Below are 24,352 nucleotides of genomic sequence, written 5' to 3' on the forward strand. Positions count from 1 at the left end.
TTTACGGATCCCTTTGTCCCAGTCGACGGCAGTCCTGATATCGACATCGGCCAAAGCGGCCGCCTCACGGCGGGGAGTGCCAGCCGCGCGGAGCTCACGGAACATCTCACGCCCAGGGTGCGGTTTCGGCCCTCGAATCCCAACGCTGCGCGCCCAACGGTAGCCAGTGCCGCGGTTGATGCCCAGCTCAGCCGAGGCAGAAGTCACGTCACCAAGTCGCTCCAGCAGAGCCAGAAAAGACGCCTTGTCCGCGCACGGATTCTGTTCGTCGGTCGAGGGCTCATTGGTCGGGTTTAACGTGGTCATACAAACTCCCAAGAGTCTGGGTGTTGCAACGACCAGTAGAACCCAAGTAGAACATGGGCCCCGTTCCCGAAGGTGGGCCCGGGGGCAGATTGCCGGCTGAGCGGGCAGGGTCCCACCGGCGCCGACCAGGCGCTATCCGCCGCGACCTACCCCCGTCTCGTAGTATTGCCACGTGACCCCCGCCCGCGCAGAGACCCGAACGGATGCGCCGGGCGCGCCCGCGGCATCCGCTGTGCCGGTCTGGGTGGCACTGGTCTTCTCGGTTCTGATCGGTGCCTTGTACGCCGTGCAATCCCGGGTGAACGGTGAGCTGGGGCACCAGATCGGCGATGGATTCACCGCCGCCGTCATCTCGTTCGGCTCCGGCCTGGTCATTCTCACCCTCGGACTCATCGTCTTCCAACGCGGGCGCCGCGGCCTGCAACTCGTCGCCCGCGCCGTGAAATCAAAGCATCTGTCCTGGTGGCACCTGCTCGGCGGCCTGGCCGGTGCCCTGTTCGTACTCTCGCAGGGACTCGTCGCGGCGCCCCTCGGCATCGCCCTGTTCACCGTCGCCGTCGTGGCCGGCCAGACCGTGAGCGGCGTACTCATGGACCGGTTCGGCATCGGCCCGGGCGGCCGCCGACCGCTGCACGCCTCTAAAATCGTCGGCGCCGTGCTGGCCCTCGGCGCGGTCGCCTTCACGGTGAGCGGCGAACTGCGCGGCAGCGGTGCGCTCTGGCTGCTCGCGCTGCCGCTGATTGCCGGCATCGGCCAAGGCTGGCAGCAAGCCGTCAACGGTCAGGTGCGGGTCACCGCGCAGAGCGCGCTCACGGCCACATTTTTGAACTTTCTCACCGGCAGCATCGCCCTCGTGCTCGCCGCCCTCGTGCACGGACTGCTGGTCGGCTTCGCGCTGGAAGGTCTGCCCGGCAACCCGTGGCTCTACACCGGCGGACTAATCGGCTGCATTTTCATTGCCGGCGCCGCGCTCGTCGTGCGCACCACCGGGGTGCTCATGCTCGGCCTGTGCATCGTGGCCGGCCAGCTGGTTTGCGCCCTCGCGCTCGACCTGCTCGCACCAACTCAGGGGCATCCGCTCGGCGTCACGACCATCATCGGCACCGCCCTCGCCCTCGTGGCCGTCGTGATCGCCGCCGTGCGCTGGCGCCGACCCGGCCACGCCCGCGCCTGACCCCGCGCGGGTGCCGACCGGGCCCGGGCCCGGAAAGCGGGCCCACGATAGATCCTGGGCCCGGTGTCCGAAGGTGGGCCCGGAGCGAAACCCGGAGCGAAACCCGGAGCGAAACCCGGAGCGAAACCCGGAGCGAAACCCGGAGCGAAACCACACAGCCAGCCCCCGCAGAGCCCCGGCTACACAACCCCCAGAAACTCCTCGGGATCGATCGACAGCCGCACACCCGGCTTGCAGTCGGCCGGAATCCCGCCGACATACAGCCACCCGAGCAGCTCCTCCGCATCAGCGAGGCCGTGAACCTCCCGCACGGGCGCCGCGCGCACGAGCGCTCCGGTGCGCCACATCGCACCCCACCCGGCGTCGCCGAGCAGCAGGGTGAGCATGTGCGCGACACCGGCCGCGACCGCATCCTGCTCCCAAGCGGTCACCTTGAAGCTCACCCGCCGCGACGCGATGACCGCCAGCAGCAGCGGTGCCCGCAACGGCCTGCCGGCCAGCTTCACCGCCTCAACACCCTCACAAGCGGATGCCGCCACAAACGCCGCTCCCAGCCGCTCGCGCGCCGCGCCGCGCAGCTCCAGCAGTCGCCACGGCCGCAGAGCGCCATGATCGGCGACGCGAGCCGCCGCCGCCACGAGGGGCAGCAGCTCAGCCCGGGTAGGCGCGAGCGACGTCACCCGAGAATAGCTGCGCCGGCCGTTGACGGCCTGGAAGACCGCCGAGGAGCCCACCGCGCTACTTCGCGGGCGTGAAGTTGAGCGAGATCGAGTTCATGCAGTACCGATCGCCAGTGGGGGTGCCGAATCCATCGGGAAAAACGTGCCCCAGGTGCGAGCCGCAGTTCGCGCAGCGCACCTCGGTGCGCACGCTGCCGAGCGAGCGGTCTTCGAGCAATTCGACCGCTTCGGGCCGCACCGATTCGTAGAAGCTCGGCCAGCCGCAGCCGGAATCGAACTTAGTGCCGCTCTGGAACAGTTCGGCGTTGCACGCGCCGCAGGTGTAGGTACCGGCACGCTCTTCGTCGAGCAATTCTCCGGTTCCGGGGCGTTCGGTGCCGGCTTCCCGCAGCACCGCGAACTTCTCCGGGCCGAGTTCGGAGCGCCACTCGTCGCTTGACTTCTTGATTGCGTAGTCCATGAAAGAATATCCCTTCGTTCCGGCCGCCCGTTGGCACGAACAGCGTCTACCCAGCCTAAACTCGCGCGGCTGCACGCGCATTCCGGGCCCGGCCGTTTCGCAGTATTTGCACGGCCACCAGCGCGCCCGAGTGCGCCGTTCCGGGCGTGCCGGAGGCAACGTCCAGCCGCCCGCAAATAGGATGAGGCCGGCGGATAACCCGTCGAAAACTTTTCTTGGGGGAGAGATATCAATGAGCGAGAGACCACCGACAATAGAGCCACCCGCCACGACCGCGCCCGCTGCGCCAGCCGAGCTGAGCGACCGCGACCAGGCCGTGCTCGCCTTCGAACGGCAGTGGTGGCGGCACGTCGGCGCCAAGGAGGAGGCCATCCGCGCCACCTTCAGTCTCTCGGCCGCCCGGTACTATCAACTATTGGGGGCTCTGGTCGATTCACCGCTCGCACTGGCCTTTGACCCGATGCTCGTAAAACGGCTGCAGCGGATGCGTTCCGCGCGATCCGAGGCACGCGCCAGTCGTTCGCTTCCCGCCCACGACTAGCACCTGACCGCTTTCCGCCTGCCCGGGATCGTCCGATTCCGAACCCGGCTGGCCAACCAAGGATCCAACCAATATGGCGCGAAAATTTGCGAAAGACCGTTTCGACACCCACACGCATGCCCTCGACCGGGTGGGCGCCCACCGCGCCCCCGGCAAGAGGGGCCGCGCCTGGATCGGGTTCTGGTGGGCGCTCGGCGCGACCGTGCTGCTGATCGTCGTGGGTGTCTTCGGCATCTTCGCGATCAATAATCGCCTCGACTTCACCAATATTCCGGGGCTGTCCTCGGCCAGTTCCACTCAGGTCCCGACCGAAACCGTCATCCCGACCGCCGAACCGACCGTCGACCCGGCGCTGACGGTGAACGTGCTGAATGGTTCCGCGAATGACGGGGTTGCGGCTTCCGTCAGTGACACGCTCGTCGCCGCCGGCTGGGTGGTCAGCGGCACCGGTAACGCCAGTACCGACACCGAACCGGCCACGGTGATCTACTACGCCGATGCGAGCCAGGAAGGGGCAGCTCGCGGCCTCGCCGCCTCGCTGCCCGGCTCGAAGCTCGTGGTCTCGACCGTCTTCGTCGAGTCGGGCGCTGCCCTGACCGTCGTCGTCGGCAACGACTACGTTCTCCCCGAGGGGTGATACACGGTCGAATCTTCTTTCCTAGTGGGCATTTTATAGTTCGTCAAGCCCCTTTCCTTCTGCGGTGACTTCAGTAATATCTGGTTTTGGTCACACATTTTGTTCGGGCAATACCCGCCCGGATCAAGAACGCTCGCCCAAGGTAACTTGCACCCGTAGGTAACTTGCAACAGAAGACTTGCTCTCGGGGATTTGCTGCTCGCATGAAATGACGCAGTCTCTGCGGCAGGGCCCGGAACAGCCAATGGGCCGTGCCGTCGAAATTAAGCAAGGAGTAACACATGGCGAACGGAACCGTTAAATGGTTCAACGCTGAAAAGGGTTTCGGCTTCATCACCGTTGATGGGGGAGGGCAGGACGTCTTCGTTCATTACTCCGCGATTGACATGAGCGGGTACAAGGTGCTCGAAGAAGGCCAGCAGGTCATCTTCGAGGTCGGTGCCGGAGCGAAAGGCCCCCAGGCTGAATCGGTGCGACCGGCCTGACTCACCCCATAATGGGGTCTGTCCCCCACCTCACGCCGCCCGCTGCAACGGGCGGCGTTAGTGTTTAACGGTGACCAAGACAAAGACAGCCCGCCGCAACGCGCCGCGCAGAGCCGCGGGACTGCTCGCCCTGATCGTGCCGGCACTGCTGTTAAGCGGATGCACCGGCGCCATTCCTTCCCCTGCCGCTTCGACGAACGCCCCCGGCTGGACCTCGGGCTACGTCGCCGCTGCGGCCACCGAGACCGCCCCATTGACGGGACTCACCGTGGCGGCCGGATCGTCGGCGCACCCCTCGCTGGCAGCCAAGGTCGACAACCACAGTGCCGCCCGCCCGCAGGTCGCCATCGACCGCACCGACCTTGTATTCGAAGAGCTGGTCGAGGGCGGAATCACCCGGTACGTCGCGGTGTGGCAGTCCAGCATTCCCGACCAGGTCGGCCCGGTGCGGTCGATCCGGCCGATGGACCCCGACATCATTGCCCCGTTCGGTGGCCTCGTGGCCTTCTCGGGCGGTCAGCAACGGTTCGTCGACGCCATGAACGCGACCGGTCAGGTCAGCGCCATCTTCGACTACGACACGACCGGGCTGTTTTCCCGCTCCAAGGCCACGGCCGCCCCGCACAACGTCATCCTCGCCGCTTCCGAATTCGTCAACCGCAATGCCTCCGTCGCACCGCCCGCCCAGCAGTACGCCTATGCGGCCACGCTCGCCGGGGCATCCGCTGTGGTGGACGGCGCGCCGATTTCGGCCATCAACACCCGGTTCTCGAACTCCAGCGCCCGCAGCTGGACCTGGAATGCCGAAGCGGCCGCCTACCTGCGCGCACAGGACGGCGCACCGGACCTCACGGCGGACGGCGCACAGCTCAAAGCCACGAATGTCGTCGTGCTGCGAGTGAACGTCAGCGTTGACCAGAGCATCCCCAAGACCGAGCTCATCGCCTCGGGTGAAGCGTCGATCTCCTCCGGCGGCAAGACCCTGGCCGCCACCTGGAGCAAGACCTCCCAGGGCATGCCGATCCGCCTGGTCGACGCCAACGGAGTGACCATTCGGCTGGCACCGGGCAATACCTGGTTTCAGCTCGTGCCCAACGGTACCGGCTCGGCCGACCTCATTCCCTGACCGTCTGCAGATAGCCCGGCATCACCCCCCGATGCTCGCTTGCACTCTCGACCCCAGAGTGCCAGAATCGTTCTAGCACTCTCGTCATCTGAGTGCTAACCCCATCATCGTTTGGAACGTCCGGGAGGGACGAGTTACACATATGGCAAAAATCATTGCATTCAATGAAGAGGCCCGTCGTGGGCTTGAGCGCGGCCTGAACATTCTCGCCGACACCGTCAAGGTCACCCTCGGCCCGCGCGGCCGCAACGTCGTTCTGGAGAAGAAGTGGGGCGCCCCCACGATCACCAACGACGGTGTGTCCATCGCCAAGGAGATCGAGCTCGACGACCCGTACGAGAAGATCGGTGCGGAACTCGTCAAAGAGGTCGCCAAGAAGACGGATGACGTTGCCGGCGACGGTACGACCACCGCAACCGTCCTCGCCCAGGCTCTGGTTCGCGAAGGCCTGCGTAACGTCGCAGCCGGCGCCGACCCGATCAGCCTGAAGCGCGGCATCGAGAAGGCCACGGCAGCTGTCATCGCCGAGCTCATCGCCAGCGCCAAGGAGATCGAAACGAAGGAAGAGATCGCGGCAACCGCGTCCATCTCCGCCGGCGACACCGAAATCGGCGCGATCATCGCCGAGGCCATCGACAAGGTCGGCAAGGAAGGTGTTGTCACCGTTGAGGAGTCGAACACCTTCGGCACCGAGCTCGAGCTCACCGAGGGCATGCGCTTCGACAAGGGCTTCCTGTCGGCATACTTCGTCACCGACCCCGACCGTCAGGAAGCGGTCTTCGAAGACCCCTACATCCTGATCGTCAACTCCAAGGTCTCCAACATCAAGGACCTGCTCCCCATCGTGGACAAGGTCATCCAGACCGGCAAGCAACTCCTCATCATTGCGGAAGACGTCGACGGTGAGGCCCTGGCCACGCTCGTTGTGAACAAGATCCGTGGCATCTTCAAGTCCGTCGCCGTCAAGGCACCGGGCTTCGGAGACCGTCGCAAGGCTCAGCTGCAGGACATCGCCATCCTCACCGGTGGACAGGTCATCTCGGAAGAGGTCGGCCTCAAGCTCGAGAACGTCACGCTCGACCTGCTTGGTAACGCCCGCAAGGTCGTCATCACCAAGGACGAGACCACGATCGTTGAGGGTGCCGGCGACGTCGAAGCCATCGCCGGTCGCGTCTCGCAGATCCGTGCCGAGATCGAGAACACCGACAGCGACTACGACCGCGAGAAGCTTCAGGAGCGCCTCGCCAAGCTTGCTGGCGGCGTTGCTGTCATCAAGGCCGGAGCCGCAACGGAGGTTGAGCTCAAGGAGCGCAAGCACCGCATCGAAGATGCAGTGCGTAACGCCAAGGCTGCTGTCGAAGAGGGCATCGTCGCCGGTGGTGGCGTTGCACTCATCCAGGCCGGCAAGACCGCATTCGAGAGTAAGGCTGTCCTTGACCTCGTCGGCGACGAGGCAACCGGCGCGAACATCGTGCGTGTTGCCATCGACGCTCCGCTCAAGCAGATCGCGCTCAACGCCGGCATGGAGCCGGGCGTTGTCGCCGACAAGGTGCGCAACCTGCCCGTCGGATGGGGCCTCAACGCCGCCACAGGCGAGTACGTCGACATGATCGCTGCCGGCATCAATGACCCGGTGAAGGTCACCCGCTCCGCGCTGCTTAACGCCGCGTCGATTGCCGGACTGTTCCTCACCACCGAGGCCGTTGTTGCCGACAAGCCCGAGAAGAACTCGGCTCCGGCCGGCGACCCCTCGGGTGGCATGGACTTCTAAGTCCCGCCAGCAACACAATGAAAGTGGGCGTCTCCTTCGGGAGACGCCCACTTTTTTCACCCGCCGTCGAGCCGTGAGTCTCTGTCACTGAGCCGTGAGTTTCGGTCCATTTTCGCCGCCGAATTTCGGCTGGAAACTCACGGCTCGACGGTCTCAAGCGTGCAGATCTCACGGCTCGGCGAGAGGGCGCCGTTGGCGAGCACAAGCGGATGCCGCCCCCTCGGCAGGTCAGCGCATGCTGCGGCTCGCTTTCATGCGTTCGACCATGGACGTGAAGCCGTCCGCCGGGCAGCGTCATCCTTGCGACGTAGCGCAGAGCGACTCCGGACTGACGACCGCGCGGCAGTGATCCGGCAGGCTGACATTATGAAGAAGATCCAACTCCTCCCCGTTCTTACCACCGCAGCGTTGACCACCCTCGCACTCACCGGGTGTTCCAACATCGCCGACCAAGTGCAGCGCGAGAAATCGCTCGAATTCGCGTCCGTACCGATCCTCACCGAGGAGTGGGACCAGTCGGCGGACTGGCTGCCCGCCGATGCGACCCAGATTTCCGTCCGGGAAGCGGCATCAGGCACAGGCCCGGCGATCCTGGCGGCGACGACCGATGCCGAGCTCGATCCGGCGCAGTGCGCGGAGACCGACCGGCAGTCGGCGCCGACCTATTCCGCGGACTGGGCACCGGATGATGTCTACGTCGACCGCATCTTCGCCTGCGGTGACTGGGCCGTGATCGAAACGGACAGCGGCTGGTACGGGTGGACACCGAACGATCCCGACGAGAAGGCAGAGTCGCCGACACCATGACCACACCCAGTCCTGCGGCTACGGTTGAGTCATGATCCGCAGCCTCTCCCGCCCGCAACTCGTGGTGGATGCCGCGGTCGCCGTGATCGCGGTCCTTTCACGCAGCGTGCTGGGCTATGACTCTGCGGTGGTGTTCTGGGTGACCGTCGGCATGGCCGGTGCCGTGTTCCTCCGGAGGCTCAGCCCCGGCCTCGCCCTCGCACTGGCCTGGTGCACGGTGGCCGTGCAGCTCTGGGCGTCGTTGCCGCCGGACATCGCCAACGCCGCCGTACTTCCGGTGCTGTATGCCACGGCGGCCTACGGCTCGCGACCCGTCAGATGGCTCGGGCTAGCCTCGGTTCCGGTTGGCGCGCTGACCGCAACCGTGTACGTGCTGTACCTGCAGTCCAGCGGCCTCACCGGGTTCGTGGACCTCGTGCTGCAGGTGCGCACCGGCGAAGCCTTCCAGCGTGGTGCCCCTGGGGTGATCGGTTTCGTCTCTGCCGTGGCCCTGTTCGGGCTGAGCTGGGTTCTCGGACTGCTCGTGGCCACCTGGCGCACCGCGCGGGAGGGCCGGTCGGCTCTCCGTTCAGCGGCGGCCGAGCAGGCGGAGGCGCGGCGCGAAGTGGCCGTGGAGCAGGAGCGCACCCGCATCGCTCGCGATATGCACGACGTGGTGGCGCATTCCCTCGCCGTCGTCATCGCCCAGGCCGACGGCGGCCGGTACGCGCGTGCCGCCAATCCCGAGGCAGCGGATGACGCCTTCCGCACCATCGCAAACACGGCCCGGTCAGCCCTCGCCGACGTCCGCGTGTTGCTGGGGCAGCTGAGGTCCAACCCGGATTCTGCGTCCGGCGGCGACGGAACCAGTGCGCCAGTGATGGCGGCACCACAGCCGACCCTGGCCGACCTCGACCGGCTCGTCGACCAGTTCCGTGCCTCCGGACTCACGGTGGAGCGTAGCGAATCCGGGCCAGCTGCGCAGCTCGGCGCGGGCCACCAGCTCGTGATCTACCGCATCGTGCAGGAATCGCTCACCAACGTGCTCCGTCACGGCGACGCCGCGCGCACCGTGGCCGTCGGCTTCAGCTGGCAGGACGACGCACTCACCGTCACGATCGATAGTGGGCTGCTCGTGCCCCGCGACACCGGCGCGGCACCGAACGGGCACGGCATCGACGGTATGCGCGAGCGGGCGGTGTTGGCCGGCGGGTCTTTCGCGGCGAGCGAGATCGGTGATCGATTCGTCGTGTGCCTGACTCTTCCGCCGCTAACTGCAGCGCCTCCGCTCTGTCGAGAGGCGGTGTCCGAATGACCGCTCCCATCCGTGTCGCCCTGGTCGACGACCAGGCGCTGTTCCGCGCCGGACTCCGACTGCTCATCTCGTCGCAGGCCGATCTCGAGTGTGTGGGCGAAGCCGGGAACGGGGCCGACGGCATCCGCTTGGTGGAAACTGCCCGGCCTGATGTGGTGCTCATGGATATTCGGATGCCGGTCATGGACGGCATCGAAGCCACCACACGCATCGTCGACGCGTCGGTCGCGGCAGGCGGGGGCGGCCCCCGCATCATCGTGCTCACCACGTTCGACCTCGACGAAGCGGCCGCTCGGGCCATTCGCGGGGGAGCCAGCGGATTCGTGCTCAAAGACGCCGACCCGGAGTTTCTGCTCGCGGCGATCCGCACCGTGCACGCGGGCTCGTCCGTCATCGCCGCCGCTCAGATCATCGAGCTCTTCGAACATTTCGACGCGAAGCGGATGCCCCCGGTCCCGCCGGCCGCTTACACCCGGCTCACCCCGCGCGAACAGGAGATCTTTGCGCTCGCCGCGCGGGGACTGAGCAATGCCGAGATAGCGGCGGCCGAGTTTCTCAGCGAGGCGACCGTGAAGACCCACATCAGCCGCACCCTAGCCAAACTCGAGCTGCGCGATCGCGTGCAGCTGGTCGTCTACGCCTACGAGAACTCGCTCATCGCCTGACCGGCCGGTCATCCCTGCGATGTAGCAAGACCATCCTTCGGCCGGACTCGCTGACGAGGTCGGTTCTCCAGACTGGAAGACATGAAACCTTTAACCACCGACCTCGGCCTCGTCGCCCGGGTGGCCTCCCTGCACAAGTCCTACGGGGCCACCAACACCCGCGTGAACGCGCTCACCGACGTGAGTGTCGGAATTCGGCGCGGCGACTTCACCGCCATCATGGGACCGAGCGGGTCGGGCAAGTCGACGCTGATGCACATCATGGCCGGCCTCGACACGGCGAGCAGCGGATCGGTGTGGCTCGGCGATACCGATATCTCCCATCTAGACGATTCCAGCCTCACCGTGTTGCGCCGCCGACGGGTCGGATTCATCTTCCAGTCATTCAACCTGGTGCCCACCCTCGACATCAGCGGGAACATTCTCTTGCCTTTCGAACTGGACGGCCGCGCGCCGTCAGTCGACGAGCGAGCCTGGATCGACCGGCTGATCGCGGTGCTCGGACTCACCGATCGTCAGCGGCACCGCCCCCATGAGCTCTCCGGCGGGCAGCAGCAGCGCGTGGCGATCGCCCGGGCCCTCGCGACCCGCCCCGACCTGGTGTTCGCCGACGAGCCCACCGGCAACCTTGACTCCCGCACCTCATGCGAAGTACTCACGTTGCTCCAGACGGCGAGCCGGGAGTACGGGCAGAGCATCGCCATGGTCACCCACGACCCGGTCGCGGCCAGCTACGCCGATCGCATCATCCTGCTGAATGACGGCCGAATCGTGGACGACCGCGGCCGATCGACCGCCGAACAGATCAGCACGATCATGCTCGGCATGGAAGCCCGGTCGTGAACCGCACACGGCACACCCTGCGCGAGCATGCGCCGAGCATCCTGGTGGCGGGCCTGTCGACGGCGTTCGGTGTCAGCCTGATCTCCATCACCGGTGTTCTCGCCGAGGTGATCGGCAATTCCGGGCTCAACAGCGCCACGCTCACGTTCATCCTGTCGTTTATCGCGGCCGTCTTCATCGTCATCGCGCTCTATGTCGGGGCACTGGTCACCGCGAACACCTTTGCCACCATCATCGCCGGCCGGGTGCGCACGATTGCCCTGCTGCGGCTGATCGGTGCCAGCGCGGCCATGCAGCGCCGCGCTGTGACCCGCGAAGGTTTCACGGTGGGTGTGGCCGGAGCCTTCGTGGGCGGCATCGTCGGCGTGCTGTTTCCTATTCTCGTGGTCTCGGTCGGGGTGCAGTCCGGTGCGATCCCACCCGGAACCTACAGCTACCTCAGTGCCCAGATGCTGCTGCCGGTCGTGGCCGTGGCGCTCACCACGACCGCGGCCTCCTGGGCCGGGTCGCGGCGCGTACTGTCGGTGTCGCCGATGGACGCCCTCGGGGCGGCTGGCGAGTCATCGCTCGGCGAGCAGAGTGAGCGCCGAACCCGTAACCGGGTTGCGCTCACACTTTTCCTGTTCGGTGATGTGATCCTCGTGCTGGGCATGCTGGTGGGCCTCGTGAATCCGCTCGGCGTGCTCATCGGCCTTATCGGGGGGATTCTGTCGTTTAGCGGTGTCGTGCTGGGAGCTGCCGTCGTCATGCCCCGGGCCCTGCGCGTGATCGGCCGCGTGTTCGGAACGAGCGCCACCGCCCGGCTGGCACGCGAGAATGCCGTGCGATACCCCGAGCGGAGCGCTCGCACCACGATCGGTCTCGTCATCGGCGTCACCCTGATCACCACGTTCGCCGTGACCGTTGCAAGCTACCAAAGCATCATCGAGGCGGCACAGGAGGTCCACCCGGAGGCGTACGAGGGTGTCGACCCGGTCCTGGCGATAACCGTGGCCGTGTTCTCGGTGCTCATGGGATTCAGCGCCCTGATCGCGGCCGTGGGAATGGTGAACAACCTCTCCCTCACCGTGCTGCATCGCACCCGGGAGCTTGGCCTACTGCGCGCTCTCGGGTTCACGGCCCGGCAGATCCGCCGCATGATTCTGATCGAGAGCGCGCAGCTCAGCGCTGCGGCGGTGGTCGTCGGGCTTGTGCTGGGTACCCTGTACGGCTGGGCCGGGGCGCAGTCGCTTATCGGGGGTATTCAGGGGTCGCCCGGAATCGTGCTGCCGACGGTGCCGCTAGCGCTGGTCGCCACTATCGTCGTGGCGGCAGCAGCCCTCACGGCCGTGGCGTCGCTCGCTCCCTCCCGACGGGCGACCCGCATCACCCCGGTCGCGGCCCTCGCTGCCGAGTAGGCGCACCCGACCGAGTAGGAGCGGACACGTGCCTCATCGAGCAAACAGCCGGGTGTTGGCCTGCTCGGTTTCGGCGTACTGCTGGCCGGCCACGCTCAACGCCTGGTTGAGCAGGGTCAGGCTCTCTTCCAGCTGCTGGTGCATGCCCCGCCATTCGGCGAACGCGCCCTGAAAAGCCGAGGAGGCCTGGCCGGTCCAGAACCCTTCCAGACTGGTCAGCTGAGCGTTGAGATCGCCGACATCAGCCTGCACGCGCGCGATGGTGCCGCGGGCGGTGCTCGCGGTGTTCTGCACCGCCTCGCTGTCAACCTGGAAGCTCGTCATGGTGTGCCCTTCTTCTACATAACAGTGGGTGGTGACTGCGAGCGTAGAAGGCGAGCGGGGGCATCCGTTTTATGAGCCCACTTCTGTGAGCGGATGCCTCCCTCCGCACCCTGGGGAGGAGTTCTACGGGATGACGGGCTGAGCGTGCTGCGGCGCGGTCGGCGTGCCGGCCAGCGGCAGCGATACGCGGAAGGTTGCGCCGCCGCCGGGCGTCTCGACGACGTCGACAGTGCCGTGGTGGCTCGCGACGATCGCAGCGACGATGGCAAGTCCAAGGCCGCTCCCGCCGGTCTCGCGGGCGCGAGAGGAATCGGCCCGCCAGAAGCGCTGGAAGATCTTTTCCCGAATCTGCGGCGGGATACCCTCGCCATGATCGATCACGGCGATGGAGGCGCGCTGCGTGCGCGGGTCCACCATAACCTCGAGCTCGATCGGGCTGTCGGAGGCGGTGAAACGCATCGCATTGCCCATGAGATTGGTGATGACCTGGCGAATCTTGTTCTCTTCGGCCATGACGATCGGCGGCAGCTGCGGCTCGACCGGCAACACGGTCAGTTCGGCGTCGGGCTGTACGGCGCTGCCCCGACGCGGCTTGCGGGTGCGCAGCCGGGCCAGCGTGGCGCCGGCGAAGGCGATTGCCCCGGTCGGTGGACCGTTTCCGGACGGCCGGGTGATCGCGCCGGTGGTGACGCTCTCCGCCGCGTCGTGGTCGAATGCCGCGATCTCGCCGGAGTCATCGTGATCGGCGTCGAGATCAGCACCGTGCGGTCCGATCACCGGCGGGGGAGTGAGAACGGTGACCTGTCGGCCCGGGGAACTCGCCATGGCGTCGAGGGCGGCGTCGCGGGCCAGCGGCACGAGGTCGACCGGTGTGAGGGCGAGCGGCTTGGTCTCATCGAGCCGGGCCAGTTCGAGCAGGTCCTCCACCAGTCCGCCCATGCGAATGGCTTCTTTTTCGATGCGTTCCATGGCCTGCGCGACGTCTTCGGGGGTTTGCAGTGCGCCCATGCGGTACAGCTCGGCGTAGCCGCGCACCGAGACCAGGGGCGTGCGCAGTTCGTGGCTCGCGTCGCCGACGAAGCGGCGCATTTGGTCGATGGTGCGGGCGCGGTCTTTGAACGCTCGGTCGATGCGGCTGAGCATGATGTTGAGCGACCGGTTGAGCCGGCCGACCTCGGTGTTCGGGGTGGCGCCGCCGAGTCTCTGGCTGAAGTCACCGTCGGCGATGGCGGCGGCAGTCTGCTCCGCCTCACGCAGCGGCACGAAGGTGGTCGTGACGAGCACCCGGGTGAGCATGGCCCCGATCAGCACGACGCCGGCGCCGAACCCCAGAAAGATCGTGAGGTAGGTGGCCATGGTGTTCTCGGTCGGCCGCAGCGACACGGCCATGACGAGGGTGCCGTACGTGCCGGTGGGGCTGATCACGACGGGCACCATGATCGCGTGGAACTCGGTGTCGTGGGCGGCATCCCAGAGGGTCTGAATCTGACCGTCGAGCTGGGAGACCCGTTTGAGGTCGAGCGGCATGCCGACAACCGGCAGTTCGGCGTGGTCGCGTTCCTGCCAGGTGCGGGTGATCAGGGCGCCGTCCTGGTCGTACAGCGCCACGAAGTAGTCCGAGGCGACGCCCTCGGTGTCACCTTGCGAGAACACGCTCGAGGAGTAGCCGCTGAGCGCGGTCTGCGTGTCAACCTGCAGCTGGGTGTCGACCTGGGTCACCACGTACTGCTTGAGCATGGCCATGGTGCCGATGCCTGAAACGAGCAGGCCGAGCGTGAGCATCAGCACCGTGACACCGGTGATCTTGGAACGGAGGGAGATGCTGCTCCACCGTCTCGACAGGGTTTCGTGCATTTGCCTTGAGTCTACGAAAGCTCGCTGTGTGTCTAACGAACGCCGTGACTACGCCTTGGCGGCCTTGAGCATGTAACCGAAGCCACGCTTGGTCTGGATGAGGGGTTCGCTCGAGTGCACATCCACCTTGCGGCGCAGGTAGGAGATGTAGCTCTCCACGATTCCGGCGTCTCCGTTGAAGTCGTATTCCCAGACGTGGTCGAGGATCTGCGCCTTCGACAGCACTCGGTTGGGGTTGAGCATGAGGTAGCGCAGCAGCTTGAATTCGGTCGGGCTCAGTTCGATGGCCTCGGTACCCACGAGAACCTCGTGGGTGTCCTGATCCATGGTGAGTTCGCCGGCGCGGATCACGGCGTCTTCGTCGGCGTGCATGGTGCGACGCAGGATGGCCTTGATGCGGGCGACGATCTCGTCGAGGCTGAACGGCTTGGTCACGTAGTCATCGCCGCCGACGGTGAGGCCGGTGATCTTGTCTTCGGTGTCGTCTTTGGCGGTGAGAAAAAGGATGGGCGCGGTGTAACCGGCCGAACGCAGGCGTTTGGTGACGCCGAAGCCGTTCATGTCCGGCAGCATCACGTCGAGGATGATGAGGTCGGGTTCCTCCTCGAGTACGGCGGAGATGGCCTGTGCACCGTTGCCGACGGCGCGCACGGCGAAGCCGGCGAAACGGAGGCTGGTGGTGAGGAGGTCGCGGATATTGGGTTCGTCGTCAACGATAAGGATGCGGGGGCCGTCAGTCATGACCCCAGTATCTGCGCGTTAGCTGGAGCTTTGCTGACAGTGAACGGTGTGTGCTGCGATCAGCGGTCGATGACCGTGACGCGACCAGGATTACCGACATGATTGAACGAGCAAGATCGATCTTTTTTAGGTGAGGACCGCAATGACCCGCACGAGAACCGACAGGGCTCTGACGCTGCCCCACCTGGATGCCCCGCTCCGGTTGATCGGCGGCCGCACCTTTGACTTCGATCGTGAGGTGGCCGTGATGGCCATCATCAACCGCACGCCGGACTCGTTCTATGACCAGGGCGCAACGTTCGCCCTCGACGCATCCGTTCTGGCCGCCCGTCAGGCCATTGCCGACGGGGCCGACTGGATCGATATCGGCGGGGCCAAGTTCGCGCCTGGGCCGGCCGTGCCGATCGCTCAGGAGATCGACCGGGTGGTACCGGTGGTTGAGGCGCTGCGGGGTTCTGGCGTGGTCATCTCGGTTGACACCTTCCACCCGGCGGTGGCCGCGGCGAGTATCGCCGCCGGCGCCCATGTGATCAACGACACCACGGGCGTGCACGACCCCGCGATGGCCGACGTCGTCGCCGACAGCACCGCCACCCTGGTGATCACGCACAGTCTGGCCGTGCCGCGGAGGCCCTACCCGGCCCCGCACTACGACGATGTCGTCGCCGAGGTCGGCGCGTTTCTGCTCGCTCGGGTGGAGCGGGCCGTCGGGCGTGGGGTGCCCCGGGAGCGCATCATCATCGACCCCGGCCACGACCTGAACAAAACCACGAGGCACTCCCTCGAACTGACCCGGCGGCTCGACGAGATCACCGGGCTCGGCCTGCCGACGCTGGTGGCCGTCTCCAATAAGGATTTCGTGGGGGAGAGCCTCGATCGGCCGCGCGGCGAGCGGGTTGAGGGATCCCTGGCAGCCATGACGGTCTGCATCCTGCAGGGCGCCCGCGTCGTGCGGATGCACAATGTGCGTGCCGCCGTCGATGCTGTGCGCATGACCGAGGCCATCCTGGGGTTTCGCGAGCCCGCCTACGAGCGTCACAACCTCACCTGATGCGCGCCCAGCTGCCCCCACGGGCCCAATTGATCGAGCACTACCGGGTGCCCGATCGCCTCACACCGCGGGTGCGGGTCAACTTCATCGCGAGCCTCGACGGCGCGGCCACGCACGAGGGGCTCAGCGCTGGTCTGAACAACGCCGACGACAAGATCGTCTTCGACGTTCTTCGACTGCTCACCGACGTGATCCTGGTCGGTGCCGGAACGGTGCGCGCCGAAGGCTACGGCGGCATTCTTCTGCCAGCGGATGACGCGGCTTGGCGCGTGCAGGCGGGCCTGGCCGCGCAGCCGCCCGTGGCGATCGTGTCGGGGCGCCTGGACCTCGACCCGGGGCATCCGGTGTTTTCTCAGGCGGCGACGAGGCCAATAGTGCTGACCCACGCTGCGGCGCCAGCCGATCGGCGGGCGGCGCTTGCCGAGGTGGCCGAGGTGATCGTCTGCGGCGAGCACGCCATCGACCCGCATCTGCTCGTGGCGGCGCTCACCGCCCGGGGCCTGCCCCAGATTCTGTGCGAGGGCGGGCCGCACCTGTTCGGCGACTTCGTCGCGGCCGACCGGGTCGATGAGCTTTGCCTGAGCCTCGCCCCCGTGCTCGAGGGCGGCTCCGCCGGGCGCATCGCCGTCGGGGCGGATGCTGCCGCCCGCGCCATGGAGCTCAAGCACGTGTTGCGCGCCGGCGACATGCTGTTTCTGCGGTACGCCCGCCAAGAATCCTGACGCGGGCTGGCGGCATCCGCTGGGCCCACCTTTCGAAAGTGGGCCCATGATCTAGCGTGGTCCCGCTTTCCGGGCCCGGGCCCGGAAAACACTCGGGCGGCATTCGCTGGGCCGGGTACGGGGCCCGGGCCCCGCACCCGGCGAAGGGGTTAGACGGGCAGGGACTGGGCTTCGAGGCTTTGGGAATCGAGGATCGTGTAGCTGTAGCCCTGTTCGGCGAGAAAGCGCTGGCGGTTCTGGGCGAAGTCCTGGTCGACGGTGTCGCGGGCGACGAGGGTGTAGAAGTTCGCCGACAGGCCGGACTCCTTGGGGCGCAGCAGACGGCCGAGACGCTGGGCCTCTTCCTGGCGGGAGCCGAACGAGCCCGACACTTGGATGGCCACGGTGGCCTCGGGCAGGTCGACGGAGAAGTTCGCGACCTTCGACACGACGAGCACCTTCACCTCGCCCACCCGGAACGCCTGGTACAGCCGTTCGCGTTCATCGATCGGCGTGGCACCGGTGAGCTGCGGCGCGTTCAACACGTCGGCGAGTTCGTCGATCTGGTCGAGGTACTGCCCGATCACGAGGATGCGTTCGCCCTCATGCTTCTTGATCAGCGCCTGCACCACGCCGAGTTTGGCCGGAGCGGTCGCAGCCAGGCGATACCGCTCATCGTCAGCCGCTGCGGCATAGCTGAGCCGCTCGGACTGCGGCAGGTCGATGCGCACCTCGTAGCAGTTGGCGGGGGAGATGAAGCCCTGGGCCTCGATCTCCTTCCACGGGGCGTCGAAGCGCTTCGGACCGATCAGGCTGAACACGTCGCCCTCGCGGCCGTCCTCGCGCACGAGGGTGGCGGTGAGACCGAGGCGGCGGCGGGCCTGCAGCTCGGCAGTGAGCTTGAAAACGGGAGCGGGCAGCAGATGCACCTCGTCGTAGATCACCAGGCCCCAGTCCATAGCGTCGAGCAGTTCGAGGTGAGCGTACTCGCCCTTGCGCTTCGCCGTGAGAATTTGGTAGGTCGCGATGGTGACCGGCTTGACCTCTTTCACCTGACCGGAGTACTCGCCGATCTCCTCCGGCGTCAGTGTCGTGCGCTTGAGCAGCTCGTCGCGCCATTGCCGGGCCGAGACGGTGTTGGTCACCAGAATGAGCGTGTTGGTCTTGGCGGTGGCCATGGCGCCGGCACCGACGAGAGTCTTGCCGGCGCCGCAGGGCAGCACGACCACGCCGCTGCCGCCGTCGAAAAAGCTCGCGACGGCCTTGTTCTGGTAGTCGCGCAGCGCCCAGCCGTCTTCCTTCAGGGCGATCTCGTGCGGAGTGCCGGGTGTGTATCCGGCGAGGTCTTCGGCCGGCCAGCCGAGCTTCACGAGCTCCTGCTTGAGCTGGCCGCGGGCCCACGGCCCGACCAGGTAGGACTCCGGCGATGGATGCCCGATCAGCAGCGGCGCGATGCGCTTGGCTCCCGCTATTTCGGTGAGTACGGCCTGGTCGCTGCTGTGCAGCACGAGGGCGCCCTCGGCATCGCGTTCGATGACGAGTCGGCCGTAGCGACCGACGGTTTCGGTGATGTCGACGCTGACCGTCTGCGGTATGGCGAACTTGGAATACTTCTCGAGCGTCGCGAGCATGTCGGACGCGTCGTGGCCGGCCGCCCGGGCATTCCACAGGCCCAGCCGCGTGATGCGGTAGGTGTGGATATGCTCGGGCGCGCGTTCCAACTCGGCGAAGACAGCGAGATCGTGGCGAGCATCCTCGGCGAGAGGATGGGCGACTTCGAGCAACACCGTGCGGTCACTTTGCACAATCAGGGGGCCATCAGACATAGCGCCCAATCCTACTCTCGTCAATCACCGGTCCCGTTCAGCCGGTGGCCATCGCGCGCGCATTGATGACTCTCGTCAGCCAGCGGTCCCGTTCAGCCGGTGGCCCCCTCGGGCGCATTCACGGCTCCCGCCCGCACTCTCCGCCCGCACCGGGCAGCGGGTCAGGGTGCCGGGGTGATGCTGAGGATGCTCTTCAATGGCAGGGTGCGCTCGATATCCGCACGCCGGTCCCGAGCCCGAAACCGTCCGTTGCTGACGCTGGCCGGCTCGAGCAGGTAATCCACCACCGCGCCACCGGGCATGGCGATGCTGACCAGAATGGCCTGCTTGGCCTTGATGGCGGTGTCCAGCTGGCGCGCGAGCCAGGCATCCGCTACCGACACGCCACTTTCGGCGCCAAGCCGCAGCTTCTCGACCAGGTTGCGCGCGGTGTCGACTGTTGGAGTGACGACGACCCGGGCGATCTGGTGACGGCGCAGGTGAACGATTTCACCGAGGTCGTCCTCGGCGGCGACCGGATAGCGCGCGTCACTAAGCGCCCAGAACACGGCGTCCCCGGCGAAACGGCTGAGCAGATGCTCGCCATCGCCGGCCCGCACCAGCCCGATGGGCGCGAGCGTCTGGTCGACGGCGATGGTGCCGAGGAGCGCGGCATCGGCCGAGGAGACGTAGCTCAAAAAGACCGTATCGCCGTCGGGAGGGCGGACCGACACATTGGCCCCGCTCGCAAGGCTGCCGACCCGCACCCGACCGTACCGCGAGGCCGACTCGTTGATGAGGTAGTCGACCGGCTGCGGAATTCCGGTGAGCGAGATCGACGCGAGAAAAGCGAGCAGTGTCGCGGCGTTCTCGCCCGCGGCAAGGGCACGATTGACGGATGCCGCGGTGATGCGATAAGTCGTCGCCAGTTCCCGACTTTCCACGTCGGCGAGACCGCGCAGCCGGGCGTCGATCGACGGCGCGAGCGGACCGGGCGCGACGATCGACAGGTCGTGCTGCAGGTAGACGGCACCGACTTCGGCCGGCAGGGCGGTCGCTATGGTGGCGACGGCCGCCTCGAGGTCGCCGCGCAGCACGCTGGCGCCGGCCGTGCTCGTGGTGTCGTGGGCCGTGATGCCGAGCAATTCGGCGTCGCGGGCAAACTCGGTCAGCTGGGACAGCATCCACTCACCGCCGGCGGGGTAGAGCCAAGCGATGAACGCGGCGAGATCGTCGCCCCAGTGCAGCCCGGCCTGCTGCGGCAGAGTGTCGGCCACAATGGGCGGCAGGGCCGTCTGCCACGCGGCGGCCAGCGCAGCCCAGCGCATGGTCGTGCGCTCGAGTAGCCAGGTTTCGCCGGTTTCCGTTTCCATCCAGTACCCGTCGGAGCGGGCCAGCAGATCGGCGCGGGCCGCGAGGTCGACGATGGGGGCGACGAGGTCCAGTTCGACCGACATGACGGCGGCGAGGCGTTTGGTGTCGGGCAGGCCCAGCCCGCCGCGGCTGAGCTGTCTGGCGGGTTCCCGGCTCAGTTCGTTGACCAGTTCGGCGATCGACGACACGACCGCGAAGGCGCGCTCGGCGGCCAACTGGTCGATGAAGGTGATCTCCGTGTCGGGCACGGCGGCCAGGCTCGCCGGGGGGAGCGCGGTCGCGAGGTCGGCGGCACCCGGCAGGCCCTGGGCCGGCCAGGTCGCGAGGTGGGCCGAGACGGCGTCGTACGGGATGCAGCATCCGTCGGTGTGGTCGGCGAGCAGTAGCGCGTGCAGGGCGTCGACCCGCCGGGCCACCTCGGTGGGGGAGATCTCGGCCGACCCCAACTGGGAGAGTCGGCTGGTCACAGCGTTCAGGGACGGAACGGAATTGGTGCTCGTGAGCTGCCCGGCCACGGCCAGGACGGCGAGCGTGGAGCGGTCCAGATGGCTCAGGGCGACCTGCACACTGCTCGGGTCAAGCAACGCCTCGGCGAGGTCGAAGAAGTCGTGGATGCCGCTCGCCGTCACGCCGCGCACCTCGATGACACGCCGCAGCTCGGCGTCGGGCAAGGCCCGAAGTCTTGATGCGAGGCCGAGCATTACTCGCGGTTTCGTCGAGCTTCGCGACTGCGGCGAGCTCCCACAGAAACCATCAGCGCGATGATAAGAACGAACCCGACGGGCAGGCCGTAGAGCGGAAGGATGAAGATCGGCGGCCAGATACCGCGGCTGAACCCGTCGTTGTCGCCCACGCCCATGGCCGTCGCGATGATCACCGCGAGGAAAGCGAGAATCGACAATCCCACCACGCTCGCCACCATGTAAGCGAGAACACGTTCCGTTCGACTAACAGCGAGGCGGCTGACGGGTTCTGGAGTTTGATTGGTCACCCGCTAAGGATACGGGCACGTCGGCGCTGCAACCGAATATGCTGGGTTCACACCATGCGCACTTCTGTGCGCCCAAAACTCAGTGAGGTTCAGATGCCCACCGGCAAGGTCAAGTTCTACGACGAGGAGAAAGGCTTTGGCTTCATCACATCCGATGATGGTCAAGAGGTCTTCCTCCACGCTTCCGCCCTGCCCTCCGGCGTAACCGTCAAGGCCGGCGCGAAGCTCGAATTCGGTATCGCCGACGGCAAACGCGGTGCGCAGGCGCTCTCGGTGCGCGTGATCGAAGCACCGCCGAGCCTGAGCAAGTTCAACCGCAAGCCGGCCGACGACATGGCCATCATCGTGGAAGATCTGGTGAAGCTGCTCGACGGGATCGGCACCAACCTCAAACGCGGTCGCTACCCCGAGTCGAGCCACAGCAAGAAGATCGCGGCGATGCTGCGCAAGGTCGCCGAGGAACTGGATGCCTGACCTGACCGACGCTCAGCCGACGAATGGCCTGACGACCGACGCTCCGGCCGCCAAACCAACCGACGCCACCCTGCTCGCAGCCGTCGACCTGGCCCGCGCAGCGCTGCTGGAGATCACGACCGACGACACGATCGGTGACGTCATCGGCCACATCGACGAGGGCGACCTCGTCGTGTCCTTCCTCTTCGACTGCCTGCTGACCGGCTACCCGGGCTGGCGCTGGACGGTCAGTCTCGCGCGGGTCGATGAGAACTCCGAGCCGAAGGTTCTCGAAACCGAGCTCACGCCCGGCGACGACTCGCTGCTCGCGCCCGAGTGGGTGCCGTGGTCGGATCGACTGCTCGAGGACGACACTGCAACGGATGCCGACGATACCGACTACGACGACGACGCGGATGACGATGAGTCAGACGACGACGCGGATGACGACTCGGACGACGACTCGGACGACGACTCGGATGATGACTCGGGCGATTCCGACGACGACGCTGATGAGGACGACGACGCTGATGACGACGCTGAGTCGGTCGAGGACGACGCGGATGACTCGCTCGACGCTCTCGACGGCATCGACTTTGATGAAGCGCTAGCGGCGGCGGAACTGAACCCAGGCGAGCCCAACGAGGCCGAGTCCGACACCGATGACGGTGCACCACAGCCACCAACCCGCTCCCGGCGCGCTCGCCGCCCCTGACCCGGCCGACCCCGTCCCCTGGGTGAAGAGGGCGGCGCCCAGAGCGACCAGCCAGAGCAGGGTGCCCACGAGCAGCGCCTTGCGGGCATCCGTTCTCGCGGGCAGCGGATCGGGCCTACGTTCGCTGTCTTTCAACCAGAGACGCATGACCCAATCCTGTTCCTGCTAGTTGCCGAGGTGTGCGACGACGTGCTCAATCGAGGCCACGAGCTTCTTGACGTCCTCGGGGTCGATCGCGGTGAAGGTCGCGATGCGAAGCTGGTTGCGACCGAGCTTGCGGTACGGCTCGGTGTCGACGATGCCGTTGGCGCGCAGGGTCTTGCTGATCGCGGAGGCATCGATGGCGTCGTTGAAGTCGATCGTCACGACGACCTGCGAGCGGTGGGTCGGGTCGGCCACAAACGGAGTTGCATAGTCGACGCCGGCCGCCCAATCGTAGAGAACGGATGACGATGCCTGCGTTCGCGCAGACGCCCACTCCAGTCCGCCGCTCTGGTTGATCCAGTCGATCTGGTTCTCCATCAACAGCAGGGTGCTGAGGGCCGGCGTGTTCAGCGTCTGGTTCAGGCGCGAATTGTCGACGGCGTTCTTGAGGCTGAGGAATTCCGGAATGTACCGGCCGCTCGCCGCGATTCGTTCGACCCGCTCGATGGCGGCCGGGGAGAACAGCGCTATCCACAGGCCGCCGTCGGAGGCGAGGTTTTTCTGCGGGGCGAAGTAGTAGACATCTGCTTGGCTCGCGTCGAAATCAATGCCGGCGGCGGCGCTCGTCGCGTCGATGACGGTGAGGGCGCCCGCATCGCCGGCGACCCGGGTGACCGGAGCCATGACGCCGGTCGAGGTCTCATTTTGGGGCCAGGCGTAGACGTCGATGCCGTCCCGCACGACGAAGTCGCTGCGTGATCCGGTGTCGGCCTTGATCACGTCGGGGGCTTCGAGCCACGGGGCGGCGGCGGCCTTGGCGAACTTGCCGCCAAACTCGCCGAAGACCAGGTTCTGGGCGCGCTTTTCGATGAGAGAGAAGGCTGCGGCGTCCCAGAAGGCGGTCGAGCCGCCGTTGCCGAGCACAACTTCGTAGCCGTCCGGGATGCGGAAAAGCTCGCCCAGGCCGGCGCGCACGCGACCGACGAGGTCTTTCACGGGTGCCTGGCGGTGCGAGGTGCCGAGCACTCCGGTGCCGAATCCGAGCAGGTGGTCGAGCTGTTCGCGCCGGATTTTTGATGGGCCGCAGCCGAATCGTCCGTCAAGGGGGAGCAGATCGGTGGGTATTAGTAGGTCGGCCATAGGGCGATTCTAGTTGCCCAGCCGGGGGCGGGTAGGCTTGAGACGCTGTGCGGGCCCGGCCGGGGCCGCCAACAAAGCACCGTTCAGTCATTACCGAACGGTGCGCGCACGAGCCGAATGAAGGGCTGCGGATGAGCGATCTGATCGACACCACCGAAATGTATCTCCGCACGATCCTCGACCTGGAGGAAGAACAGATCGTGCCGCTGCGGGCGCGGATCTCCGAACGCCTGGGGCACTCCGGCCCGACGGTTTCGCAGACCGTTGCACGCATGGAGCGTGACGGCCTCGTCGTCGTTTCCGGAGATCGACACCTGGAACTAACCCCGGCCGGGCGCAGCAAGGCTGTGCATGTGATGCGCAAGCATCGCCTGGCCGAACGACTGCTCAGCGACGTGATCGGCCTCGAGTGGGAGTTCGTGCACGACGAAGCCTGCCGTTGGGAACACGTGATGAGCGAGCAGGTCGAACGTAAAATTTTGGAGATACTCGGACACCCGACGGAATCTCCGTACGGCAACCCGATCCCCGGCCTCGACGAGCTCGGCGATTCGCCGGCGGTCGCGTTCATGGCCGGAGTGATCAACGTGCTCTCGGTGGTGGCGAGTTCGACCGTGCCGGTGACCGCGGTCATCCGTCGTCTCGGTGAACCGGTGCAGTTCGACCCCGAGCTGCTGCTGCAACTCAAGCAGAGCGGGGTCATGCCGGGCGCGACCGGCGTGTTCTCGGCTGCGGGATCCTACGTTCTAGTACAGGTCGAGGGTTTCGGTGCTGGTCTGGAATTGCCGAACGAGGTCGCGAGCCACATTTTTGTCACTACGCCGACCGGCTACATCCCGGTCGCTCGCTGACATCGAGCCCGGTTCGGCGTTC

At 66.5% G+C, this 24,352-nt stretch carries 26 protein-coding genes and 1 pseudogene; 16 read left to right on the forward strand and 11 right to left on the reverse strand.

Going from position 1 to position 24,352, the window contains the following annotated elements:
• Window positions 1-306 (reverse strand): annotated as a pseudogene (locus BMW72_RS19055) (hypothetical protein); the annotation flags it as partial.
• Window positions 307-478: 172 nt separating this feature from the next.
• On the opposite strand from BMW72_RS19055, the gene BMW72_RS16340 reads away from it, so the two are divergent.
• On the forward strand, window positions 479-1,480 hold the full coding sequence (locus tag BMW72_RS16340) for a DMT family transporter (protein ID WP_241984073.1): 1,002 nt from the start codon (window positions 479-481) through the stop codon (window positions 1,478-1,480).
• A gap of 179 nt (window positions 1,481-1,659) precedes the next feature.
• Here BMW72_RS16340 and BMW72_RS16345 read toward each other — a convergent pair whose 3' ends face one another.
• Both BMW72_RS16345 and msrB read right to left on the reverse strand, forming a co-directional pair.
• Complete coding sequence (locus tag BMW72_RS16345) at window positions 1,660-2,214, reverse strand: nitroreductase family protein (protein ID WP_092112460.1); 555 nt, start codon at window positions 2,212-2,214, stop codon at window positions 1,660-1,662.
• A gap of 4 nt (window positions 2,215-2,218) precedes the next feature.
• The gene (gene msrB, locus BMW72_RS16350) at window positions 2,219-2,620 is read right to left on the reverse strand and encodes a peptide-methionine (R)-S-oxide reductase MsrB (protein ID WP_092112462.1); all 402 of its coding nucleotides are present in this window, start codon (window positions 2,618-2,620) and stop codon (window positions 2,219-2,221) included.
• A gap of 232 nt (window positions 2,621-2,852) precedes the next feature.
• On the opposite strand from msrB, the gene BMW72_RS16355 reads away from it, so the two are divergent.
• From BMW72_RS16355 to BMW72_RS16400, 10 genes are all read left to right on the forward strand, one after another.
• Window positions 2,853-3,161: a DUF3263 domain-containing protein gene (locus BMW72_RS16355; protein WP_092112463.1), complete on the forward strand. Its 309-nt coding sequence runs from the start codon at window positions 2,853-2,855 to the stop codon at window positions 3,159-3,161.
• Between the two features lie 73 nt (window positions 3,162-3,234).
• Window positions 3,235-3,798, forward strand: a complete 564-nt coding sequence (locus tag BMW72_RS16360) for a LytR C-terminal domain-containing protein (protein WP_092112464.1) — start codon at window positions 3,235-3,237, stop codon at window positions 3,796-3,798.
• A 281-nt stretch (window positions 3,799-4,079) separates the two neighbouring features.
• Window positions 4,080-4,283 carry a cold-shock protein gene (locus BMW72_RS16365; RefSeq protein ID WP_092112465.1) on the forward strand — a complete coding sequence of 68 codons (204 nt, stop codon included), beginning with the start codon at window positions 4,080-4,082 and terminating at the stop codon, window positions 4,281-4,283.
• 70 nt (window positions 4,284-4,353) lie between these two features.
• Window positions 4,354-5,409 carry a DUF3048 domain-containing protein gene (locus BMW72_RS16370; protein WP_092112467.1) on the forward strand — a complete coding sequence of 352 codons (1,056 nt, stop codon included), beginning with the start codon at window positions 4,354-4,356 and terminating at the stop codon, window positions 5,407-5,409.
• Between the two features lie 142 nt (window positions 5,410-5,551).
• Complete coding sequence (gene groL, locus BMW72_RS16375) at window positions 5,552-7,180, forward strand: chaperonin GroEL (RefSeq protein ID WP_092112469.1); 1,629 nt, start codon at window positions 5,552-5,554, stop codon at window positions 7,178-7,180.
• A 366-nt stretch (window positions 7,181-7,546) separates the two neighbouring features.
• Window positions 7,547-7,987 (forward strand): hypothetical protein, encoded by a 441-nt coding sequence (locus BMW72_RS16380; RefSeq protein ID WP_092112471.1) that lies wholly within the window; start codon window positions 7,547-7,549, stop codon window positions 7,985-7,987.
• A gap of 31 nt (window positions 7,988-8,018) precedes the next feature.
• Window positions 8,019-9,281: a sensor histidine kinase gene (locus BMW72_RS16385; protein WP_092112473.1), complete on the forward strand. Its 1,263-nt coding sequence runs from the start codon at window positions 8,019-8,021 to the stop codon at window positions 9,279-9,281.
• Window positions 9,278-9,946, forward strand: coding sequence for a response regulator (locus BMW72_RS16390; protein WP_092112475.1), 669 nt, complete (start codon window positions 9,278-9,280; stop codon window positions 9,944-9,946). The genes BMW72_RS16385 and BMW72_RS16390 overlap by 4 nt, the downstream gene beginning before the upstream one ends.
• A gap of 81 nt (window positions 9,947-10,027) precedes the next feature.
• On the forward strand, window positions 10,028-10,789 hold the full coding sequence (locus BMW72_RS16395; RefSeq protein ID WP_092112476.1) for an ABC transporter ATP-binding protein: 762 nt from the start codon (window positions 10,028-10,030) through the stop codon (window positions 10,787-10,789).
• A complete protein-coding gene (locus BMW72_RS16400) occupies window positions 10,786-12,186 on the forward strand; it encodes an ABC transporter permease (protein ID WP_092112478.1) in 1,401 nt (466 codons plus the stop codon). Before BMW72_RS16395 ends, BMW72_RS16400 begins: the two co-directional genes overlap by 4 nt.
• 33 nt (window positions 12,187-12,219) lie before the next feature.
• Here BMW72_RS16400 and BMW72_RS16405 read toward each other — a convergent pair whose 3' ends face one another.
• The 3 genes from BMW72_RS16405 to BMW72_RS16415 form a co-directional block, all read right to left on the reverse strand.
• Window positions 12,220-12,510, reverse strand: coding sequence for a WXG100 family type VII secretion target (locus BMW72_RS16405; protein WP_092112479.1), 291 nt, complete (start codon window positions 12,508-12,510; stop codon window positions 12,220-12,222).
• 123 nt (window positions 12,511-12,633) lie between these two features.
• On the reverse strand, window positions 12,634-14,364 hold the full coding sequence (locus tag BMW72_RS16410) for a sensor histidine kinase (protein ID WP_092112481.1): 1,731 nt from the start codon (window positions 14,362-14,364) through the stop codon (window positions 12,634-12,636).
• A gap of 48 nt (window positions 14,365-14,412) precedes the next feature.
• Entirely contained in the window at window positions 14,413-15,105 is a 693-nt protein-coding gene (locus BMW72_RS16415; protein ID WP_092112483.1) for a response regulator transcription factor, read from the reverse strand.
• A gap of 142 nt (window positions 15,106-15,247) precedes the next feature.
• Here BMW72_RS16415 and folP point away from each other — a divergent pair, with 142 nt between their 5' ends.
• Window positions 15,248-16,156, forward strand: coding sequence for a dihydropteroate synthase (gene folP, locus BMW72_RS16420; RefSeq protein WP_092112485.1), 909 nt, complete (start codon window positions 15,248-15,250; stop codon window positions 16,154-16,156).
• Window positions 16,156-16,878 (forward strand): pyrimidine reductase family protein, encoded by a 723-nt coding sequence (locus BMW72_RS16425; protein WP_092112487.1) that lies wholly within the window; start codon window positions 16,156-16,158, stop codon window positions 16,876-16,878. The genes folP and BMW72_RS16425 overlap by 1 nt, the downstream gene beginning before the upstream one ends.
• Window positions 16,879-17,027: 149 nt before the next feature.
• Here the strand turns inward: BMW72_RS16425 and BMW72_RS16430 are convergent, their stop codons facing one another.
• The 3 genes from BMW72_RS16430 to BMW72_RS16440 all read right to left on the reverse strand — a co-directional run bounded on the left by BMW72_RS16430 (window position 17,028) and on the right by BMW72_RS16440 (window position 21,027).
• Window positions 17,028-18,683, reverse strand: a complete 1,656-nt coding sequence (locus BMW72_RS16430) for a DNA repair helicase XPB (protein ID WP_092112488.1) — start codon at window positions 18,681-18,683, stop codon at window positions 17,028-17,030.
• 161 nt (window positions 18,684-18,844) lie between these two features.
• Window positions 18,845-20,707, reverse strand: coding sequence for a helicase-associated domain-containing protein (locus tag BMW72_RS16435; protein WP_241984072.1), 1,863 nt, complete (start codon window positions 20,705-20,707; stop codon window positions 18,845-18,847).
• Window positions 20,708-20,736: 29 nt separating this feature from the next.
• Window positions 20,737-21,027, reverse strand: a complete 291-nt coding sequence (locus BMW72_RS16440) for a hypothetical protein (protein ID WP_134360436.1) — start codon at window positions 21,025-21,027, stop codon at window positions 20,737-20,739.
• 93 nt (window positions 21,028-21,120) lie between these two features.
• Here BMW72_RS16440 and BMW72_RS16445 point away from each other — a divergent pair, with 93 nt between their 5' ends.
• Both BMW72_RS16445 and BMW72_RS16450 read left to right on the forward strand, forming a co-directional pair.
• Window positions 21,121-21,501, forward strand: a complete 381-nt coding sequence (locus BMW72_RS16445; protein WP_092112494.1) for a cold-shock protein — start codon at window positions 21,121-21,123, stop codon at window positions 21,499-21,501.
• A complete protein-coding gene (locus BMW72_RS16450; RefSeq protein WP_092112496.1) occupies window positions 21,494-22,195 on the forward strand; it encodes a DUF3027 domain-containing protein in 702 nt (233 codons plus the stop codon). Before BMW72_RS16445 ends, BMW72_RS16450 begins: the two co-directional genes overlap by 8 nt.
• On the opposite strand, the gene BMW72_RS16455 is transcribed toward BMW72_RS16450, so the two are convergent.
• Both BMW72_RS16455 and serC read right to left on the reverse strand, forming a co-directional pair.
• Complete coding sequence (locus BMW72_RS16455) at window positions 22,088-22,342, reverse strand: DUF2530 domain-containing protein (RefSeq protein ID WP_092112498.1); 255 nt, start codon at window positions 22,340-22,342, stop codon at window positions 22,088-22,090. The two genes, BMW72_RS16450 and BMW72_RS16455, sit on opposite strands and share 108 nt — an antisense overlap.
• Window positions 22,343-22,360: 18 nt before the next feature.
• Entirely contained in the window at window positions 22,361-23,479 is a 1,119-nt protein-coding gene (gene serC, locus BMW72_RS16460) for a phosphoserine transaminase (RefSeq protein WP_092112500.1), read from the reverse strand.
• Window positions 23,480-23,610: 131 nt separating this feature from the next.
• On the opposite strand from serC, the gene BMW72_RS16465 reads away from it, so the two are divergent.
• The gene (locus BMW72_RS16465; protein ID WP_092112502.1) at window positions 23,611-24,330 is read left to right on the forward strand and encodes an iron-dependent transcriptional repressor DtxR; all 720 of its coding nucleotides are present in this window, start codon (window positions 23,611-23,613) and stop codon (window positions 24,328-24,330) included.
• Window positions 24,331-24,352: the final 22 nt, after the last annotated feature.

It is taken from the genome of Cryobacterium luteum (assembly GCF_900110125.1).
In the GTDB taxonomy this organism is placed as follows: Bacteria; Actinomycetota; Actinomycetes; order Actinomycetales; family Microbacteriaceae; genus Cryobacterium; species Cryobacterium luteum.

Excerpts from the sequence above, each read along its gene's own strand:
- BMW72_RS16455 (WP_092112498.1), bottom strand. The coding sequence starts at position 22,342 with ATGCGTCTCTGGTTGAAAGACAGCGAACGTAGGCCCGATCCGCTGCCC.
- BMW72_RS16405 (WP_092112479.1), bottom strand. The coding sequence starts at position 12,510 with ATGACGAGCTTCCAGGTTGACAGCGAGGCGGTGCAGAACACCGCGAGC.
- serC (WP_092112500.1), bottom strand. The coding sequence starts at position 23,479 with ATGGCCGACCTACTAATACCCACCGATCTGCTCCCCCTTGACGGACGA.
- BMW72_RS16385 (WP_092112473.1), top strand. The coding sequence starts at position 8,019 with ATGATCCGCAGCCTCTCCCGCCCGCAACTCGTGGTGGATGCCGCGGTC.
- BMW72_RS16410 (WP_092112481.1), bottom strand. The coding sequence starts at position 14,364 with ATGCACGAAACCCTGTCGAGACGGTGGAGCAGCATCTCCCTCCGTTCC.
- BMW72_RS16365 (WP_092112465.1), top strand. The coding sequence starts at position 4,080 with ATGGCGAACGGAACCGTTAAATGGTTCAACGCTGAAAAGGGTTTCGGC.
- BMW72_RS16360 (WP_092112464.1), top strand. The coding sequence starts at position 3,235 with ATGGCGCGAAAATTTGCGAAAGACCGTTTCGACACCCACACGCATGCC.
- BMW72_RS16450 (WP_092112496.1), top strand. The coding sequence starts at position 21,494 with ATGCCTGACCTGACCGACGCTCAGCCGACGAATGGCCTGACGACCGAC.
- msrB (WP_092112462.1), bottom strand. The coding sequence starts at position 2,620 with ATGGACTACGCAATCAAGAAGTCAAGCGACGAGTGGCGCTCCGAACTC.
- BMW72_RS16355 (WP_092112463.1), top strand. The coding sequence starts at position 2,853 with ATGAGCGAGAGACCACCGACAATAGAGCCACCCGCCACGACCGCGCCC.
- BMW72_RS16380 (WP_092112471.1), top strand. The coding sequence starts at position 7,547 with ATGAAGAAGATCCAACTCCTCCCCGTTCTTACCACCGCAGCGTTGACC.
- folP (WP_092112485.1), top strand. The coding sequence starts at position 15,248 with ATGACCCGCACGAGAACCGACAGGGCTCTGACGCTGCCCCACCTGGAT.
- BMW72_RS16395 (WP_092112476.1), top strand. The coding sequence starts at position 10,028 with ATGAAACCTTTAACCACCGACCTCGGCCTCGTCGCCCGGGTGGCCTCC.
- BMW72_RS16430 (WP_092112488.1), bottom strand. The coding sequence starts at position 18,683 with ATGTCTGATGGCCCCCTGATTGTGCAAAGTGACCGCACGGTGTTGCTC.
- BMW72_RS16390 (WP_092112475.1), top strand. The coding sequence starts at position 9,278 with ATGACCGCTCCCATCCGTGTCGCCCTGGTCGACGACCAGGCGCTGTTC.
- groL (WP_092112469.1), top strand. The coding sequence starts at position 5,552 with ATGGCAAAAATCATTGCATTCAATGAAGAGGCCCGTCGTGGGCTTGAG.
- BMW72_RS16415 (WP_092112483.1), bottom strand. The coding sequence starts at position 15,105 with ATGACTGACGGCCCCCGCATCCTTATCGTTGACGACGAACCCAATATC.
- BMW72_RS16425 (WP_092112487.1), top strand. The coding sequence starts at position 16,156 with ATGCGCGCCCAGCTGCCCCCACGGGCCCAATTGATCGAGCACTACCGG.
- BMW72_RS16465 (WP_092112502.1), top strand. The coding sequence starts at position 23,611 with ATGAGCGATCTGATCGACACCACCGAAATGTATCTCCGCACGATCCTC.
- BMW72_RS16445 (WP_092112494.1), top strand. The coding sequence starts at position 21,121 with ATGCCCACCGGCAAGGTCAAGTTCTACGACGAGGAGAAAGGCTTTGGC.